This window comes from Achromobacter sp. D10 (assembly GCF_035282245.1).
Lineage (GTDB): Bacteria > Pseudomonadota > Gammaproteobacteria > Burkholderiales > Burkholderiaceae_B > Achromobacter > Achromobacter insolitus.
Genome location: NZ_JAYJLE010000001.1, coordinates 650,635 through 666,652, shown reverse-complemented (window position 1 = coordinate 666,652; position 16,018 = coordinate 650,635). Strand labels below are relative to the sequence as shown.

Genomic DNA, 16,018 nt, shown 5'->3' with positions numbered 1-16,018 from the left:
ATGGAATGGATGGATCTGATGAGTTCTTCGGCGTTCTGGGTGGCGGTGCTGCGCCTGGCGACGCCGCTGATACTGGGCACGCTGGGTGTCCTGCTGTGCGAACGCGCGGGCGTGCTGAACCTGGGCATCGAAGGCATCATGGCCGCTGGCGCCTTTACGGGCTGGCTGGTGGTGTACCTGGGCGCGCCGTTATACGTGGGCGTGCTCGCCGCCGCACTGGCAGGCGCGGTGTTCGGGCTGCTGCACGCCGTACTGACCGTTCCGCTGGGCCTGTCGCAACACGTGTCGGGCTTGGGCGTGACGCTGCTGGCCACCAGCCTGAGCTACTTCGCATACCGCGTCACCTTCCCCAGCGTGAACACGCCGCCCACGATCACGCCGTTCGCCGAAATGAAATTCCTGGATGGCATTCCCATCATCGGACCGGTGCTCGCGGGACAGACGCCCATGACCTTGCTGGCCTTGGCCGCGGTCCCGTTGCTGGCCTGGGTACTGAACCGCACGCCGGTCGGCCTGGCGATCCGCATGGTGGGTGAGAATCCGGCAGCGGCCGAAGGGCAGGGCCTGTCGGTGACGCGCCTGCGCATGGGCGCCATCGTTGCCGGTTCGGCGCTCATGGGCGTGGCAGGCAGCTTCCTGACGCTGGCGGCATTCAACGCCTTCTTCTTCAATATGGTCAACGGCCGCGGCTGGGTCTGCGTGGCGCTGGTCGTGTTTGCCTCATGGCGGCCCGGCAAAGCCCTGCTGGGCGCGCTGATCTTCGCCTTCTTCGACGCGCTGCAATTGCGCATGCAGCAAGGCGGCGCAGCTCTGCCCGGCCTGCCGGAGTTGCCGTACCAGGTCTATCTGATGCTGCCCTACGTCCTGTCTATCCTCGCCCTGGTGGTGATGGCGCGCCGCGCCGCCTACCCGCAAGCGCTGATGAAGCCCTACCGCAAAGGCGAAAGATAGAGAAGGGCCCACCCCCGAAGCGCTGCGCGCTTCCCCCTCAAGGGGGCGTCGCTACGGACCGGCGGAGCCGGCTCCGTGCGACCCGGATCGGGTACGCCGGTTTGCTGTGGCGGGGGCGCAGTACCATGAACAACAGAAACCTTCCGCAAGGAATTCCATGCTCGATCTGATTCTTAGACATTGCACGCTGCCCGATGGCCGGCAGAATATTGACATCGGCATCGCCAATGGCCGCATCGTGGCGTTGGAGCCGGCGCTGAAGGCCGAGGCCGCGCAGACCGTGGACGCGGGCGGCCAGCTGGTGTCGCCGCCTTTCGTGGACGCGCACTTCCATATGGATTCCACGCTGTCCTTCGGACTGCCGCGCGTGAACCAGTCGGGCACGCTGCTCGAAGGCATCGCGCTGTGGGGCGAACTGAAGCCGCTCTTGACGCAGGAAGCGCTGGTCGAGCGCGCGCTGGCCTATTGCGACTGGGCCGTTGCCCGCGGCCTGCTGGCCATCCGCTCGCACGTGGACGTGTGCGACCCGCGCCTCCTGGCCACCGAAGCGCTGTTGCACGTGCGCGAGAAGGTCAAGCCTTACCTGGACCTGCAACTGGTGGCTTTTCCGCAGGACGGCGTGCTGCGCGCCCCCGGCGCCCTCGACAACCTCAAGCGCGCCCTGGACATGGGCGTGGACGTAGTGGGCGGCATTCCGCATTTCGAGCGCACCATGCAGGACGGCGCGGAATCGGTGCGCATCCTCTGCGAACTGGCCGCCGAACGCGGCCTGCGCGTGGACATGCACTGTGACGAAAGCGACGACCCGCTGTCGCGCCACATCGAAACGCTGGCCTACCATGCCCAGCGCCTGGGCTTGCAGGGCCGCGTGACCGGCTCGCACCTGACGTCCATGCATTCCATGGACAACTACTACGTTTCCAAGCTGATCCCGCTGATGCGAGAAGCCGGCGTAGCCGCCATTGCCAACCCGCTGATCAACATCACGCTGCAGGGCCGCCATGACACCTATCCCAAGCGCCGCGGCATGACGCGCGTGCCCGAGCTGCTGGCCGCCGGCGTGCCCGTGGCCTTCGGCCACGACTGCGTGATGGATCCCTGGTACAGCCTGGGCTCCGGAGACATGCTGGAAGTGGCGCACATGGGCCTGCACGTGGCCCAGATGACGGGGCAGGACGCCATGCGCGCCTGTTTCGAGGCCGTGACCACCACGCCCGCGAAGATCCTGGGCCTGGACGAAACCGGCCTCGCGGTCGGCAAGCGCGCCGATCTGGTGCTGCTGCAGGCGCGCGATGCCGTCGAGGCCCTGCGCTTGCGCGCCACGCGCCTGATGGTGCTGCGCGCCGGCCAGGTGGTGGCTACCACGCCGCCCGCCACGGCAACGCTGAATCTGCCCGGCCGTCCGGCGCAGGTCAGCTTCCAGACCCCGGCCCGCTGAACGCACCAGGCGCGGCGCGGCCGCGCCTCACTTCAGCGGCAGGCAGATGCGCGTCTGCAGCTGTGCGGGCGGCGTCGTGCGGGGATCGTTCAGGTACTGCTCGAACATGGGGAAGTCCGCCGGCACCTCGCCGCTACCCGGCAGCCATTCCGAAAACATCCAGTTATAGGGCTTGTCCATCTCGTTGTATGGCCCGGTGTAGGTCAGTATGGCGCAACGGCCTTCTGGAATCTCGAAGCGTTCCAGTTCGCTGCCCAGGTCCGCATCGGGCGCCACCGACATGCCGGCCATGGAGCGCAATTGGCTGGCCGGCACTTGCTCGGGGTCGTCGAAGTACACGCCGTAGCCAATGGAATCCGGCTGTGCGATACCGCGGCTGATAGCGAGCATGAAGGCTCGCGAAAACAGCGGGCCGATTTCCTGATAGCTGCCCCGATGCGGCAGAACCGCTAACGTCGCGCCGGGAAAGGTTTCGATCTTGATGGGATACATGCCTAGCTCCTTTGGGTCGAAGGGACGGGAGCGGGCCGCCCGGTAGCGCCCCGGCGAAATGCCGAAGGTCGCGCCGAATGCCCGGTTGAACGCCGCGTCCGACTCATAGCCGGCGCGCTGCGCCACCTCGCGCAAGGAAGCCTCGGAATGCCCCAGCGCCACGGCCGCGCGGTGCATGCGGATACGCTGCACGGTGGCGTTCACCGTTTCTCCCATCATGGCGCGGTAAACGCGATGGAAGTGATACGGCGACAGGCAGGCCAGCTCCGCCAGCCGGTACAGATCCGGATCGGCATCGGGATGGCTTGCCAGCCAGCGCAGGACGGGCTCAAGGCGCTGGCCATAGTGATTCAGGGTTGCGGGCTTCATGCGGTCTCCTTGGAGGGCAATGTAGCGAGCCGGCCTTTGCAGATTTTGCGCTTTTTAGCGCGTATCCTCGGCGCGGCCCTCAGCGTCCGATTTCCCGATTCCAGCGAGCGTTGAACGCAGGCCGGGATTCATTGATCTGATCCCAGTTCGGGATCCTGGCGTTCGACATATAGCCCTGGAAGCGCTGCAGCGCATCCGCGTGGCCGGCGGGCGCCAGCACATTGCGGTTGGACGGAAAGTGTCCACCCATCTCCAGCGCTTTCGTCTGCGCCTGCGCCGACAACAGGTACAGCGCCAGCTTTTGCGACAGTTCCGGTTCGCTGTTCCCGGCGACGACGCACTCGCCCACCATCAGGATCATCGCTCCCTCCCTGGGTTGCGCGTATTCCACGTGCACGCCCCGCCTCTTCAGGCGGGAAATGGCCGTGGGCGTCCAGGGAAACAGCGCAGCCCGGTCCGCCTGCACCATGTCCGCCAACCGCGCCGAATCCGGGATGTATTCGCGCACATTGGGTCCGATGGTGGCCGGCCATTGCGCGAAACCCGGTTCGTAGTTCCGGTCGTCGCCGCCCAGGATGCGGTTGACCATCAGGAACGCGTGCAGGCCGAAGGTGCTGCTGGCAGCCGACTGCACCACGACCTGGCCCTTGTACTTCGGGTCCGCAAGATCCATCCAGGAAGTGGGCGGGGCCCAGCCCCGCTCCGCGAACACCTTGGTGTTGTAGCCCAGACCGGTCATGCCGATATCGATGCCCGCGGCCATGCGGTCCTTCTTCAGCGCGGTGGGATACAGCTCTTTCAACACCGGATCTTCATTGAGCGGCGCGCACAGGCCCATGGATATCGCGCGCGCCATGATGCCGTCGTCCAGGAACATGAGGTGCAGCCGCGGCTTGTCCTTGTCGGCCTGTGCCCGCGCCAGCACCTCCGTGGACATGCCCGGCTCAACCACGATCCTGACGTTATGGGCGCGCTCGAATTCCGGAAACACGTGCTGCGAGAAGGCGCGCGCCATGTCGCCGCCGTTCATCCCGACGTAAAGCGTCTTCTGTTGCGCCACGGCTGCGGCCGACAACAACATCGCCAGTACAGCGCCCAGCAGCGGCATGCCCGCGCCCAGACGGCGCGGACCAACTTGTTTGTTACGCGTCATGGAGCTTCCGCATTTGCTCATGTGTCCTCCCAGGCCGGCGCGCCAACGAAAAAAGCCTGGCACTAATGTGTCCAGGCTTTTGTCCATGGCCCGCGGAACCATTCAGTTCGGGTAGGTTCCGGGCAGCAGTATGCTGCGGTCGCCGGGCTCGATCGAGCGACGGCCGCACAGCGCCATCGTCGTGTCCATTTCCTTGTACAGGATCTCCAGCACGCGGGTAACGCCGGCTTGACCGTATGCGCCCAGGCCGTAGAGGAAAGCGCGGCCGATCATGGCGCCGCGCGCGCCCAGCGCCACGGCCTTAAGGATGTCCTGGCCGGAACGCACGCCGCCGTCCATCCACACTTCGATCTTGGAGCCGACGGCGTCGGCGATCGAGGGCAGGGCGGCGATGGACGACATGGCGCCGTCCAGCTGGCGGCCGCCGTGGTTGCTGACGATGAGCGCATCGGCGCCGCTATTGGCGGCCATCTGCGCGTCTTCGACGTCCAGGATGCCCTTGATGATGAGCTTGCCGCCCCAGCGCTGCTTGATCCACTCAACGTCGTCCCAGCTCAGGCGCGGGTCGAATTGTTCGGCGGTCCACGACGACAGCGAAGACAGGTCGCTCACGCCCTTGGCGTGGCCGACGATGTTGCCGAAGGTGCGCCGCTTGGTGCCCAGCATGCCCATGCACCAGCGCGGCTTGGTGGCCAGGTTGATGAGATTGCGCAACGTGGGCTTGGGCGGCGTCGACAAGCCATTCTTGATGTCCTTGTGCCGCTGGCCCAGGATCTGCAAGTCCAGCGTCAGCACCAGCGCCGAGCAGCCAGCCGCCTTGGCGCGGTCGATGAGGTTGGCGACGAACTCGCGGTCGCGCATCACGTAGAGCTGAAACCAGAAGGGCTTCTTGGTCGCAGCGGCCACGTCCTCCAGCGAGCAGATGCTCATGGTGGACAGCGTGAAAGGGACGCCGAAATCCGCCGCGGCCTTGGCCGCCAGAATTTCTCCGTCGGCGTGCTGCATTCCGGTCAGGCCGGTAGGCGAAATCGCCAGCGGCATGATGACGTCGTGGCCCACCATGGTGGTGCGCAACGACCGGCCTTCCATGTTCACCGCCACGCGCTGGCGCAGCTTGATCTTCTGAAAATCGCTTTCATTGGCGCGGTACGTGCCTTCTGTCCAGGCGCCGGAATCCGCGTAGTCGTAGAACATGCGCGGCACGCGCTTCTGCGCAATGGCGCGCAGATCTTCGATGCAGGTGATCGTAGAAAGGTTAGCGGTCATGGAGTGGTCTATGGAGTGTTGGGGCGCCAGCTGCGGCTCGTTATTTTTAGACGCCGGGCCGCCAGCTGCGGGCAGCTCCAGCGATTGCGCGGGCCTCGCACGGCCCGCAACGCCGCCCAGTATACGCGCCGAGGCCGGCAAGCGTCGCTTGCCGGCCTCGTTCGCCCCCCTGTCGCAGGGACTCTTGCGGCCCCCTGCGCCCCCTTATCGCGGCCAGACCTTGGACACGGCCCGGATCGTCGCCCATGCCACCCAGCGCGGGCTTGTCAGTCGCGCTCCGGGCAGGCGCCGCATCACGTCCACGGCCAGGCCGCCGCGCTTGTGCCACTGCTTCTTGCGCGTCTGGCTGTCCGTCCAGCGGCCTTCCAGCCACGGGAACTCCCGGCGGCCCGGCTTGTAGACCGGCGGCGTGTTGTAGATCAGGATGTACGCCAGGCGCGGCGACTGCGAGGTATTGGGCCCGGTAAAGTGCAACGTGCGGGCGTCGTGAACGGTGATGCCGCCCGGATCCAGCGGTTCCGGCACCGCCTGGTCACGCGGAAAGTCGCCGCAGCACTCCAGCGGATGCAGGGTCTTGTCGCCACCCGGCGAGCGATGCTCCAGCACATCCCATTTGTTGGACCCGGGGATGAACTGCATGCAGCCGTTTTCCGTGGTGGCCGGCTGCAGCGCCAGCCAAATGCTGAGTTCGTTATAGATGAAGTCCGGCGAACGGAAGGCCTCGTCCTGGTGCCATGGCGTTTCCGGCCCGTGCGGGCCTGGCTTGAGCAGGGCATGCTCGCCGTACAGGGCCGCCTCCGGTCCCAGCAGCTGGCGGGCCAGTTCCAGCGTGCGCTCGTGGTACTCGGTCTTCAGAAGACCCGGGGCATAATGGCGCGGATCGTGCAAACTGGGAAACTTGGCGGGTTTGGACGGGTCGTCGCGGCTTACAAAGTCATACTGCGCGCCCTCGTTGTAGCCGGTTTTGTTCGCGAACAGGTCGAGCAGCGTCCTGCGGATGTAACCCACCTCGTCCTGCGGGCACATGTCCTTCAGGGCCAGGTAACCCTGCTCCCTGTAGCGCGCTGTCTCAGCTTCCGACAACAAACTGGTCTCTTCCATAATGGCTTCTCCAAGCTCTGGTAACGGGTGTTCCCGCTGGCACGTTTTGACATGAGCTCTAACGTATCGCCAGGGGCCGTCCGGGCCTATAGACCATCCGCCGTAGCCATTACCGCCTACGTACATCGCCGCGTGCGGCGCCTCATCCGAGAGAGAATCGATGCAAGACCCTAAAGCCGATACCCATATCGAGACCGTGCACGTCACGATCACCGGCACCGTGCAAGGTGTGGGATACCGCCACGCCACGGTCCGGCGCGCCCATATGCTGGGCGCCAAGGGCTGGGTGCAGAACCTGCCGGACGGCACGGTCGAAGCCATGGTGCAGGGCACCGCCGACCAGGTCGATCACATGCTGGAATGGCTGCGGCGCGGCCCGCCGGGAGCCAGCGTGCAGGAAATAACCACCCGCCGGGAGTACACCGATAAGCGTTACATCCGTTTCGAGCAATTGTGAGCTCGACGCGTCTGTTCGCCGTTATGGATTAGTCTGCTCGGCCGATACGGGTGGAGGGCTCAGCGCGTGCGCAGCCAGCGGCCGCCCAGCTGATTGAAAAGCAGGCCCGCCAGCACGCCGGCCACGCCCAGCCATTGCATGGGCTCCAGGCGTTCGCCGAAGGCCACGGACGCGGCCCACAAGCCCACCACGGGAACCAGCAGCGAAAACGGCGCGATCTTGGCGGCGGCGTGGCGCGTCAGCAACTGCGTCCACAAGGTGTAGGCCAGCAACGTAGCCAGCCCCGCCAGGTACAGCACAGACAGGATCTCGCCCCAGCCCATGCCGAGAATCATGCCCGTTACTGGCTCCCACCCGTCGATCAGCACGGCCAGCAACAGGAACGGCAGCACCGGTGCGGCGCTGCTCCAGGCGATGAAGGCGAACGGGTCGTAGCCTGGCGACTTGCGGCTGGCCAGGCGCACGATAATGTTGGACACCGCCCACATGAACGCGCCGCCCAAGGTCAGCACGAAGCCCAGCATGGTCATCTGGCCCGGCCCTTCACCGCGGCCGCCGGCAATGACCGCCAGCCCTAGCGCCGCCACGCCCAGCCCGATCCAGTGATGGCGTTGCGCGCGCTCATGCAGGATGGGGGCCGCCAGCAGCAGCGTGAAAAAAGCCTGCGTCTGGATGACCAGCGAGGCCATGCCGGCCGGCATGCCGAATTTCAAGGCGGTGAACAACAGCCCGAACTGGCCCAGGCCCTGGACCAGCCCATAGGCCGCGACCCAGCGCCACGGCAAGCGCGGCGCGCGCACGAAGAGAATCAATGGAAAGGCCGCCAGCGCGAACCGCAGAGCGCCCAAGAGCATGGGCGATAAGCCCCGCATGCCGACTTTCATTGCGACGAAGTTGGTGCCCCAGATGACCACGACCGCCAGTGCGCAGAGATAGTCTTTTCGGGAAAGATGGGTCGTGGTCATGCGGCATTATCGCATCGGCGACGCCCGGCGAACGGAGCAGATCAGCGGCCGTTCAGCACCGTTTCGAAGGCCAGCACCGCCGCGTCGATGTCCGCGTCGCCGATGTGGCGATGAGTCACGCAGCGCAGCCGCGTGCGGCCCCATGGGCGCACCAGCAGGCCCGCCGTCTGCAGCGCCGCTACCCACTCCGTATTGCTCAAGCCGGTGCCCGCGGTTTCGACCTGCACGATGTTCGTCTGCGGTTCGGTCGCCGAGATGGCCGGTCCCAGCCGGTTGACGCCCACGCTCAGGCGGCGTGCGCGCGCATGGTCTTCGACCAGCCGGCCGCCCATGGTCTGCACGCCTTCCAGTCCGGCCGCGGCCATGATGCCCGACTGTCGCTGCGTGCCGCCCAGCATGCGGCGCAGTACGCGGGCACGAGCCATCACGGGTTGGCTGCCCGCCAGAACCGCGCCCACCGGCGCGCTCAAGCCCTTGGACAGACACAGCGACACCGTGTCGGCATGCCGGGCGATTTCCTCCGCCGCCACACCCAGCGCCACGGCCGCGTTGTACAGCCGCGCGCCGTCCAGATGCACGGGGGCGCCGGCCGCCTGCGCCAGGCTGCGGACCGCCTGCATGTGATCCAGCGGCAGCACCGCGCCGGCGGCATTGTTATGCGAGGTTTCCATGGTCACCAACGCGGTCTTCAGCCTGTGGCCGCCGGGCAGCAAGGTCTCTTCCAGCCGGTTCAGGTCCATGGCGCCGTCCGTCCCCGGCACGCCCAGGTAAAACACGCCGGTGAACGTGGCGGCGCCACGTTCGGACGTGTACATGTGCGCGGCCGACTCCAGCACGACCTGTTCATTGCGCTGCGTCTGCGCCAGGACCGCCAGCAGATTGGCCATGGTGCAGCTGGGCACGAACAGCCCGGCTTGCTTGCCCAGCTGCGCGGCCACATAGGCCTCGAGCTCGCGCACGGTGGGGTCGCCGTCCAGGCCGTCATCGCCAATGGGGGCGGTGCGCATCCGTTCGTACATGGCCGCGGTGGGATGGGTGACCGTGTCGCTGCGCAGGTCGACGGGTGCGTGCGCGGCGGCGGAAGAGGTCTGGTTCATGGCTATCAGTGCTGCAGGATTTTGGAAAGAAACTGGCGCGTGCGCGGCGCACGCTCCTCCACATCGCCGAAAAACTGCTCCTTGTCGCAGTCCTCCACGATTTTGCCGCCGTCCATGAAGATCACACGGTCGGCGACGCGGCGGGCAAACCCCATTTCATGGGTCACCACCATCATCGTCATGCCTTCTGCGGCGAGGTCGGTCATCACGTCCAGCACCTCGTTCACCATCTCCGGGTCCAGGGCCGAAGTCGGCTCGTCAAAGAGCATGACCACAGGGTCCATGGACAGCGCGCGCGCGATCGCCACGCGCTGCTGCTGGCCCCCCGACAATTCCCCGGGATGCTTGTCTTTGTGCGCCGACAGGCCCACGCGCTCCAGCAACGCCAGCGCGCGCTGGCGGGCTTCTTCCTTGCCGCGCTTAAGCACCTTGAGCTGGCCCAGGCACAGGTTCTCGGTCACCGACAAGTGCGGGAACAGCTCGAAGTGCTGGAACACCATGCCCGCCACCGCGCGCAGCTTGGGCAGGTTGGTTCGCGGATCGCCCACCGAAATGCCGTTGACCAGGATCTCGCCCTTCTGAAAGGGCTCGAGCGCATTCACGGTTTTGATCAGCGTGGACTTGCCGGAACCCGAAGGGCCGCAGACCACGACGACCTCGCCGCGGCCGACGGCGGTGGAGCAATCGTCCAGCACCTGAAAATCGCCGTACCACTTGCTGACCTGCCTGATCTCGATCATCGAGGGAGTGGAAGAGAGTTGCATCGTTGAAACCTGTGGATAACTGGAAGGTCCGCGCTAGCGCAGCACCCGCGTGCGCTTTTCCAGCAGCTTGACCAGGCGGGACGCCGTGAAGCAGATCACGAAATACACCACCGCCACGAACAGATAGAGCTCAACCAGGCGCCCGTCGCGCTGACCGATCTTGGCGGCCGCGCCCAGGAAGTCGGTCAAGGACAGCACATACACCAGCGAGGTGTCCTGGAACAGAATGATGATGCGCGTCAGAAGCGCCGGCAGCATGTTGCGAAACGCCTGCGGCAGCACCACGTAGCGCATGCCCTGCCAGTGGTTCAGCCCCAGCGCCATGCTGGCCGACACCTGGCCGCGCGCGATCGACTGTATGCCCGCGCGCATGATTTCGCAGAAATACGCGGCCTCGAACAAGGTGAAGGTGATCACGGCCGAGTTGAACGCCCCCACGCGCAGCGGCGTGGGCGAACCCACCACCCAGGCGGCAATGTAGGGCACCAGGAAATAGAACCAGAAGATCACCAGCAAGAGCGGGATCGAACGCATCACGTTCACGTAGATGCCCGCCGGCACCGACAATATCCTGAACCGCGACAACCGCATCATGGCCAGCAGCGTGCCCAGCGCGAGGCCCATTACCGCGGCCAGCACCGTCAGTGTCAGCGTGAACGTCATGCCCGTCTGGAACAGATAGGGCAGCGCTGTCCATATCACGTCGAAATCGAATTTGCCCATGTCGCTTCCCTAGGGCCTTTTCGCCGAACCGATCAGTCCGGGCACCGCGACATGGCGCTCGAGCATGCGCATGCCCAGCACCACCATGCCGTTGATGATCAGGTAGATCACCGTGGCCGCGGAGAATGCCTCGAAGATGTGGAAGCTGAATTCCGCCATCGAACGGGCCTGGCCCGTCAGCTCCAACAGCCCTATCGTCAGTGCCACCGACGAATACTTGATGGTGCCCATGAACTCGGAGGTCAGCGGCGGCAGCACGATGCGGAACGCCTCCGGCAGAATGATGTAGCGATACACCTGCGCCTCGGTCAGGCCCAGGGCGGTGCCCGCCTGGAATTGGCCCCGCGGCAGGGACTGTATGCCTGCGCGCAATTGCTCGGCCACGCGTGCCGACCCGTAAAACCCCAGGCACAGCACGGCGGGCACGAACTGGCCCCAAGGCTGCGGCATCTGCTTCATCGCCAGGCCCCAGGCATGCGGCAGCAATTCCGGCAGCACGAAATACCACAGGAACATCTGCACCAGCAGCGGGATGTTGCGAAACACCTCTACATAGGTTGCGCCCAGCGCATTCATCAGGCGCGAACTGGCCGTGCGCATCACCCCCAGCCACGACCCCAGCAATAGCGAGAACACCCATGCGCTCAGGGCCAGCGCCAATGTCCAGCCCACGCCGATGAAGATCGTCTCCAGGAAGGTATGCACGCCGTCCGGCGACATATCCAGGAAGACGCTCCAACTCCAGTTGTAGTTCATGCCCGTCCCTTGATGGCGATGCCGGCCGCGCGGCTGGCGGCCGGCGTCTGGCCCGGCGGCAGCGGGACGCCCCGCGCCCCGCCGCCAGCCTGCTTACTCGTACGCCTTGGGGTCGCCGGAATCCGTCGGATTGGCCAGCGCGCGCTTCAGGGCATCGCTCATGGGGTACTTCAGGTTGATCTGCTTGGGCGGGATCGGCGAATTGAAGTACTTGTCGTAGATGGCGGCTACCTTGCCCGACTTGATCAGGTCGCGCACGGCATCGTCCACTACCTTCTTGAAGGCGGGATCGTCCTTGGGTTCCATGATGCCGTAGGGTGCCATTTCCAGCCCCTTGGTACCGATCACGAAGGCGTCGGGATTCTTCGACGAAGCGACCGCGCCATAGGCAATGCCGTCGTCGTTGGCCGAACCCGCGGCGCGGCCCGACTCCACCATCAGGATCGTCTCGGCCGTGTCCTTGGTGGGCGCCATGGTGATGCCCAGGTTGCCCTTGGCATTGAGCTGCGAGATCAGGCGGAAGGTCTGTCCGCCGGCTTGCGCGGCAATGGATTTGCCGCGGAACGACTCCAGGTTGTTGGGGTCGACGCCGCCGTCCTTGCGCGCCACCAGCACCACCTGTGCCACGAAGGTCGTGGGCGCGAACGACACCAGCTTGTGGCGTTCGAGGTTGTTGGTGGTGTTGCCGCATTCCAGGTCGATGGTGCCGTTGGCCAGCAGCGGGATGCGTGTGGCCGACGTGGTCGGGTTGTAGCGAACCTCAAGCTTCGGCAGCTTCAACGCGGCCTTCACGTATTGCGCGACTTCCTGGCAGATCTCCACCGTGTAGCCGATCGGCTTCTGGTTGCCGTCAAGATAGGCGAAGGGGACCGAGGTCTCCGGATGGCCCAGCGTGATCACGCCGGTTTCCTTGATCTTGTCCAGGCGGCTGGGGCCTTCGGCGTGGGCGGATGCGGCGCTGCCAAGTAGGGCCGCGGCGACGGAGATCGCAGCAAGTGCTTTCATCTGATTCCCTTGGCGCCGTTCGAGCGGCGCATGCTTATGTTCACGATCAGCGGCTCCAGCGTGGCTGAAGACCGCCTCGTCCCGCGATGAGCCCCGCGGCTGGCGAAAAGTATCAACTAGCGGTATGGTTTTATCCAGTTCCAATCGAGTATTCCTCTATACGGATTTGACATGGCCATTCCACGGATGGGCCTGAGGCACATCGAGGCGTTCCGCGCCGTCATGATGACCGGCTCAATGACCGCCGCCGCGCGGCGCGTGCACACCTCGCAGCCGCACGTTAGCCGCTTAATTGCGCAATTGGAAGCCATTACCCAGTTCGCCTTGTTCGACCGCAATGGCAGCCGCCTGACCCCCACTCAGGACGGATCGCGCTTCTTTCAGGAAGTGGAGAAAACCTTCATCGGCCTGGCCGGCCTGGAATCGGCGGCGGCCAGCATCCGCTCGTTCAGCGCCAGCCGCCTGAGCGTGGCCGCCATGCCGCGGCTGGCCGGCGGCCTGCTGGCGCGCATCGTCGCCGCCTTCAAGACGGAGTATCCGGACGTGATGGTGTCCATCCATTCCGGCAATGCCAGCACGGTGCACAACTGGATCAGTTCGGGGTTCTGCGACACGGGGCTGGCCATGCTGTCGGGAGACTCCCCAGGAATCCAGGTCGAACCCGTGCTGACGATGAGTTGCGTGGCGGTGGTGCCCAAGGGCCACCGCCTGACCAGGCTGAAGAAGCTCAAGCCCGCCGACTTCGCCGGCGAGCCGTTCGTGGCCTTCACCAGCGGCACCCCCCTGCGCGAAAAGATCGACGCCGTGTTCAAGTCTGCCAAGATCGAACGCCAGATCGTGGCCGAAGCCGGCCTGGGTTCGTCCATCTGCGCCCTGGTGGGCGCGGGCCTGGGGGTGGCGCTCATCAACCCGCTGGCCGCGCGCGAGGAATACGCCGCGCACAACGTTGAAATCCGCCCCTTCAGCCCCGCCGTGCCCGTGACGGTGGCGCTGTTGTATCCGCCGTACCACACCCGCACGCGGCTGGTCAGCGTGTTTTCACGCTACGCACACCAGCTCATGCTGGAAGAGATGGGGGACCTGAAGGCGCGGCCGGGGCGGTGACGCCCGCCCGGGTGTTTCCCGTTCTAGATCTTGCCTTGCTCCAGATACCGCTCGGCCTCCCCGGACTGCTTCAGCGCTTCCCATTGCGCCAGCGTCAGCTGGGGCATCTGGAAGTCCGCCTGCGGCCGACAGTACCAGCCCGGGTTGTGCAGGCGCGCCAGCAGGTCCATCGCCGGGCCATTCAAATACAGGTGTTCCCGGTCCGCCACCACGTCGTCACGCACGTGCATGGCCGCCACCTGCGCGACGATCAGGCTGCGGCGGTCGATGCGCATCAATTCATGCACGCGGCATTCGAACGCCACCGGAGACTGCGCCACCCAGGGCACTTCGATACGCCGTGATGGTGACAGCTCCAGGCCGGCTTCGCGGGACTCGTCCACGCCCGCCGGAAAATCCACGGCGGTCACATTCATGCGTCCTGCCTGCGGCGCGGAAACCAGGCTCACCGTGAACTCCCCGCGTTCGGCGATGTTGCGCGCCGTGTCCTTGGGCGCGTCGCCGCGCACCCCGATGCCGACGCAGATCAGCGGAGGATCGCCGGACATCAGGTTGAAAAACGAGAACGGCGCCACGTTCGTCGTCCCTGCGGCGTCGCGCGACACGATCCAGGCAATGGGCCGCGGCACGATGGCCGCAGTCAGCAGCTTGTAGCGCGCCGGGCCCGCCAGGTCATTCAGATCGATGAACATGGCTTATCCCCAGGCCCCTCAACCCCGGCCCTGCGTGGGCGCGGCGCCTTGCGCGGCCTTGGCGTCGGCAAAGGCGCGGTCGCTGCGCTTGCAGCGGCAGCGGCCAATCTGATGCAGCTCGATCAGGTTGCCCACCGGATCGCGCAGGAATAGCTGCATGAGCTCGGGCGCCGCGACGTTGTCCAGCTTCCAGTAGTCCACGGCGAGGCGCTGCAGTTCCGTCTCGGCCGCCGCGATATCGCGCACGGCCAGCGCCACGTGGTTTTCCACAGGATCACAGCCCGGGCCTTGGGAATAGGGCGAGGGGCCGTCGCTGCCCAGCAGGTGGATCTGGCAGTCATTGCCCATGTCCAGGAAGTACCCGGCGATGCCCGGAATCTCCCAGCGGCCACGGTCCGTGTCCAGTCCCAGCACGTCTCCATAGAACGCGCCCATGGCCGCGACCTTGTCCAGCGACATGCGCACGGCGTGATGATGCAGTTCCAGAACTTCCAGCGCCATTTGTCTCTCCTTGGTTTTCATCGGCCCGCATCCACGCGCGGCCACGGCTCGAATCTTGGTCCCGGACGCAACGCTGGGGAATGCCGCCCGGCGCAATCCAGAAGTGCATAAGACGCAACCCTGGAATGGCCGCCTCGTTTACCCGCCGCGCTATGCTTGGCCACATGAAACCGCTAGACCTGAACCTGCTGTTGACGCTGGACGTGCTGATCCAGGAAGGCAGCGTCGTCGGCGCGGCGCGCCGGCTGAACCTGAGCACCCCCGCCATGAGCCGCAGCCTGGCGCGCATCCGGGAAGCCGTCGGCGACCCTGTCCTGGTGCGCTCCGGTCGCGGCCTGGCGCCCACGCCCCGGGCGCTGGCGCTGCATGCCCAGGTTCGTCACGTGATCGAACAGGCGCAGGCCGTCTTCACCGCCTTCGGCGAGGACGTCAATCTGGCGACCCTGACGCGGGCCTTCACCTTGCGCGCCAATGACGTTTTCGTCGGGGGCTACGGCGGCCGGCTGCGCGAGCACCTGCGCCGCTATGCGCCGCGCGCCGTGCTGCGTTTCGTCTCCGAGGGCAATCATGACGCCGACGCGCTCAGCGGCGATGCCGACCTCTATATCGGCTCTTCCCAGAAATTCGGCGCCGACATCAAGGTGCAGACCCTGTTCACCACCGCCTTCTGCGGTCTGGCGCGCAAGGAGCATCCTATCTTCAAGGCGCCCATCACCCCGCAACGCTTCTGCGCCTATGACCATGTCAGCGTGTCGCGCCGCGGACGTGCGCGGGGACCGATCGACGACACCCTGGAAGAACTCGGGCTGGCGCGCCACGTCTCGCTGATCACGCCCACCTTCCATGCCGCCATCTTCGCCCTGGCCGATTCCGACCTGGTGCTGCCATCCATGCCCGAAAACCTCATGCCCGGCGTCGAACGCCTGGGCTTGAAGCTGCACGCCTTCCAGGTCCCGGTGCCGATGCGCCCGGTCACGCTCGTGCAGGCCTGGCCCCCGCGGCTGGACAGCGACCCCGCGCACCGGTGGCTGCGGCAGACCATCAAGCAGGTCTGCGGCACGCCTCCCGAAGCTCTCTCGACCCCATAAAAAGAGGGTTCCCGGCCTGTTTCTCTCCTGTATACTGCCTCACAATTGTTCAACAATCCTGGCATCGGATCCAGGAGGGTTTTCAGGAGGCAGGAC

At 65.7% G+C, this 16,018-nt stretch carries 17 protein-coding genes; 5 read left to right on the top strand and 12 right to left on the bottom strand.

The genetic code is table 11. The annotated features are described in order from the left end of the window. Positions 1 to 951, top strand: coding sequence for an ABC transporter permease (locus VCS63_RS03210; protein ID WP_042795824.1), 951 nt, complete (start codon positions 1 to 3; stop codon positions 949 to 951). Between the two features lie 157 nt (positions 952 to 1,108). After that, the gene (locus tag VCS63_RS03205; protein ID WP_042795825.1) at positions 1,109 to 2,389 is read left to right on the top strand and encodes an amidohydrolase family protein; all 1,281 of its coding nucleotides are present in this window, start codon (positions 1,109 to 1,111) and stop codon (positions 2,387 to 2,389) included. A 27-nt stretch (positions 2,390 to 2,416) separates the two neighbouring features. On the opposite strand, the gene VCS63_RS03200 is transcribed toward VCS63_RS03205, so the two are convergent. The 4 genes from VCS63_RS03200 to VCS63_RS03185 all read right to left on the bottom strand — a co-directional run bounded on the left by VCS63_RS03200 (position 2,417) and on the right by VCS63_RS03185 (position 6,770). Continuing rightward, complete coding sequence (locus VCS63_RS03200; protein ID WP_042795826.1) at positions 2,417 to 3,250, bottom strand: AraC family transcriptional regulator; 834 nt, start codon at positions 3,248 to 3,250, stop codon at positions 2,417 to 2,419. A 79-nt stretch (positions 3,251 to 3,329) separates the two neighbouring features. Continuing rightward, on the bottom strand, positions 3,330 to 4,403 hold the full coding sequence (locus tag VCS63_RS03195; protein ID WP_042797471.1) for an extracellular solute-binding protein: 1,074 nt from the start codon (positions 4,401 to 4,403) through the stop codon (positions 3,330 to 3,332). A gap of 102 nt (positions 4,404 to 4,505) precedes the next feature. Then, entirely contained in the window at positions 4,506 to 5,669 is a 1,164-nt protein-coding gene (locus VCS63_RS03190; protein ID WP_042795827.1) for an alpha-hydroxy acid oxidase, read from the bottom strand. Positions 5,670 to 5,873: 204 nt separating this feature from the next. After that, positions 5,874 to 6,770: a phytanoyl-CoA dioxygenase family protein gene (locus tag VCS63_RS03185; RefSeq protein WP_042795828.1), complete on the bottom strand. Its 897-nt coding sequence runs from the start codon at positions 6,768 to 6,770 to the stop codon at positions 5,874 to 5,876. Positions 6,771 to 6,930: 160 nt separating this feature from the next. On the opposite strand from VCS63_RS03185, the gene VCS63_RS03180 reads away from it, so the two are divergent. Further along, entirely contained in the window at positions 6,931 to 7,227 is a 297-nt protein-coding gene (locus VCS63_RS03180; protein ID WP_063961602.1) for an acylphosphatase, read from the top strand. A gap of 59 nt (positions 7,228 to 7,286) precedes the next feature. On the opposite strand, the gene VCS63_RS03175 is transcribed toward VCS63_RS03180, so the two are convergent. The 6 genes from VCS63_RS03175 to VCS63_RS03150 all read right to left on the bottom strand — a co-directional run bounded on the left by VCS63_RS03175 (position 7,287) and on the right by VCS63_RS03150 (position 12,537). Continuing rightward, on the bottom strand, positions 7,287 to 8,192 hold the full coding sequence (locus VCS63_RS03175) for an EamA family transporter (RefSeq protein ID WP_042795830.1): 906 nt from the start codon (positions 8,190 to 8,192) through the stop codon (positions 7,287 to 7,289). Between the two features lie 41 nt (positions 8,193 to 8,233). Next, the gene (locus VCS63_RS03170) at positions 8,234 to 9,289 is read right to left on the bottom strand and encodes a threonine aldolase family protein (RefSeq protein WP_076816878.1); all 1,056 of its coding nucleotides are present in this window, start codon (positions 9,287 to 9,289) and stop codon (positions 8,234 to 8,236) included. Between the two features lie 5 nt (positions 9,290 to 9,294). Beyond that, on the bottom strand, positions 9,295 to 10,029 hold the full coding sequence (locus VCS63_RS03165; RefSeq protein ID WP_323879043.1) for an amino acid ABC transporter ATP-binding protein: 735 nt from the start codon (positions 10,027 to 10,029) through the stop codon (positions 9,295 to 9,297). A gap of 57 nt (positions 10,030 to 10,086) precedes the next feature. Next, complete coding sequence (locus tag VCS63_RS03160) at positions 10,087 to 10,776, bottom strand: amino acid ABC transporter permease (protein ID WP_063639135.1); 690 nt, start codon at positions 10,774 to 10,776, stop codon at positions 10,087 to 10,089. A 9-nt stretch (positions 10,777 to 10,785) separates the two neighbouring features. Next, on the bottom strand, positions 10,786 to 11,532 hold the full coding sequence (locus VCS63_RS03155) for an amino acid ABC transporter permease (RefSeq protein ID WP_063639134.1): 747 nt from the start codon (positions 11,530 to 11,532) through the stop codon (positions 10,786 to 10,788). Between the two features lie 93 nt (positions 11,533 to 11,625). Next, positions 11,626 to 12,537, bottom strand: a complete 912-nt coding sequence (locus VCS63_RS03150; RefSeq protein WP_042795834.1) for an amino acid ABC transporter substrate-binding protein — start codon at positions 12,535 to 12,537, stop codon at positions 11,626 to 11,628. Positions 12,538 to 12,708: 171 nt separating this feature from the next. On the opposite strand from VCS63_RS03150, the gene VCS63_RS03145 reads away from it, so the two are divergent. Beyond that, complete coding sequence (locus VCS63_RS03145; protein ID WP_063639133.1) at positions 12,709 to 13,641, top strand: LysR substrate-binding domain-containing protein; 933 nt, start codon at positions 12,709 to 12,711, stop codon at positions 13,639 to 13,641. Positions 13,642 to 13,664: 23 nt separating this feature from the next. On the opposite strand, the gene VCS63_RS03140 is transcribed toward VCS63_RS03145, so the two are convergent. Together VCS63_RS03140 and VCS63_RS03135 are read right to left on the bottom strand one after the other, a co-directional pair. Next, positions 13,665 to 14,333, bottom strand: coding sequence for a flavin reductase family protein (locus tag VCS63_RS03140; protein ID WP_042795835.1), 669 nt, complete (start codon positions 14,331 to 14,333; stop codon positions 13,665 to 13,667). Between the two features lie 18 nt (positions 14,334 to 14,351). Beyond that, a complete protein-coding gene (locus VCS63_RS03135) occupies positions 14,352 to 14,834 on the bottom strand; it encodes a VOC family protein (RefSeq protein WP_042795836.1) in 483 nt (160 codons plus the stop codon). Positions 14,835 to 14,998: 164 nt separating this feature from the next. Here VCS63_RS03135 and VCS63_RS03130 point away from each other — a divergent pair, with 164 nt between their 5' ends. Further along, positions 14,999 to 15,922, top strand: coding sequence for a LysR family transcriptional regulator (locus VCS63_RS03130; RefSeq protein WP_063961655.1), 924 nt, complete (start codon positions 14,999 to 15,001; stop codon positions 15,920 to 15,922). Positions 15,923 to 16,018: the final 96 nt, after the last annotated feature.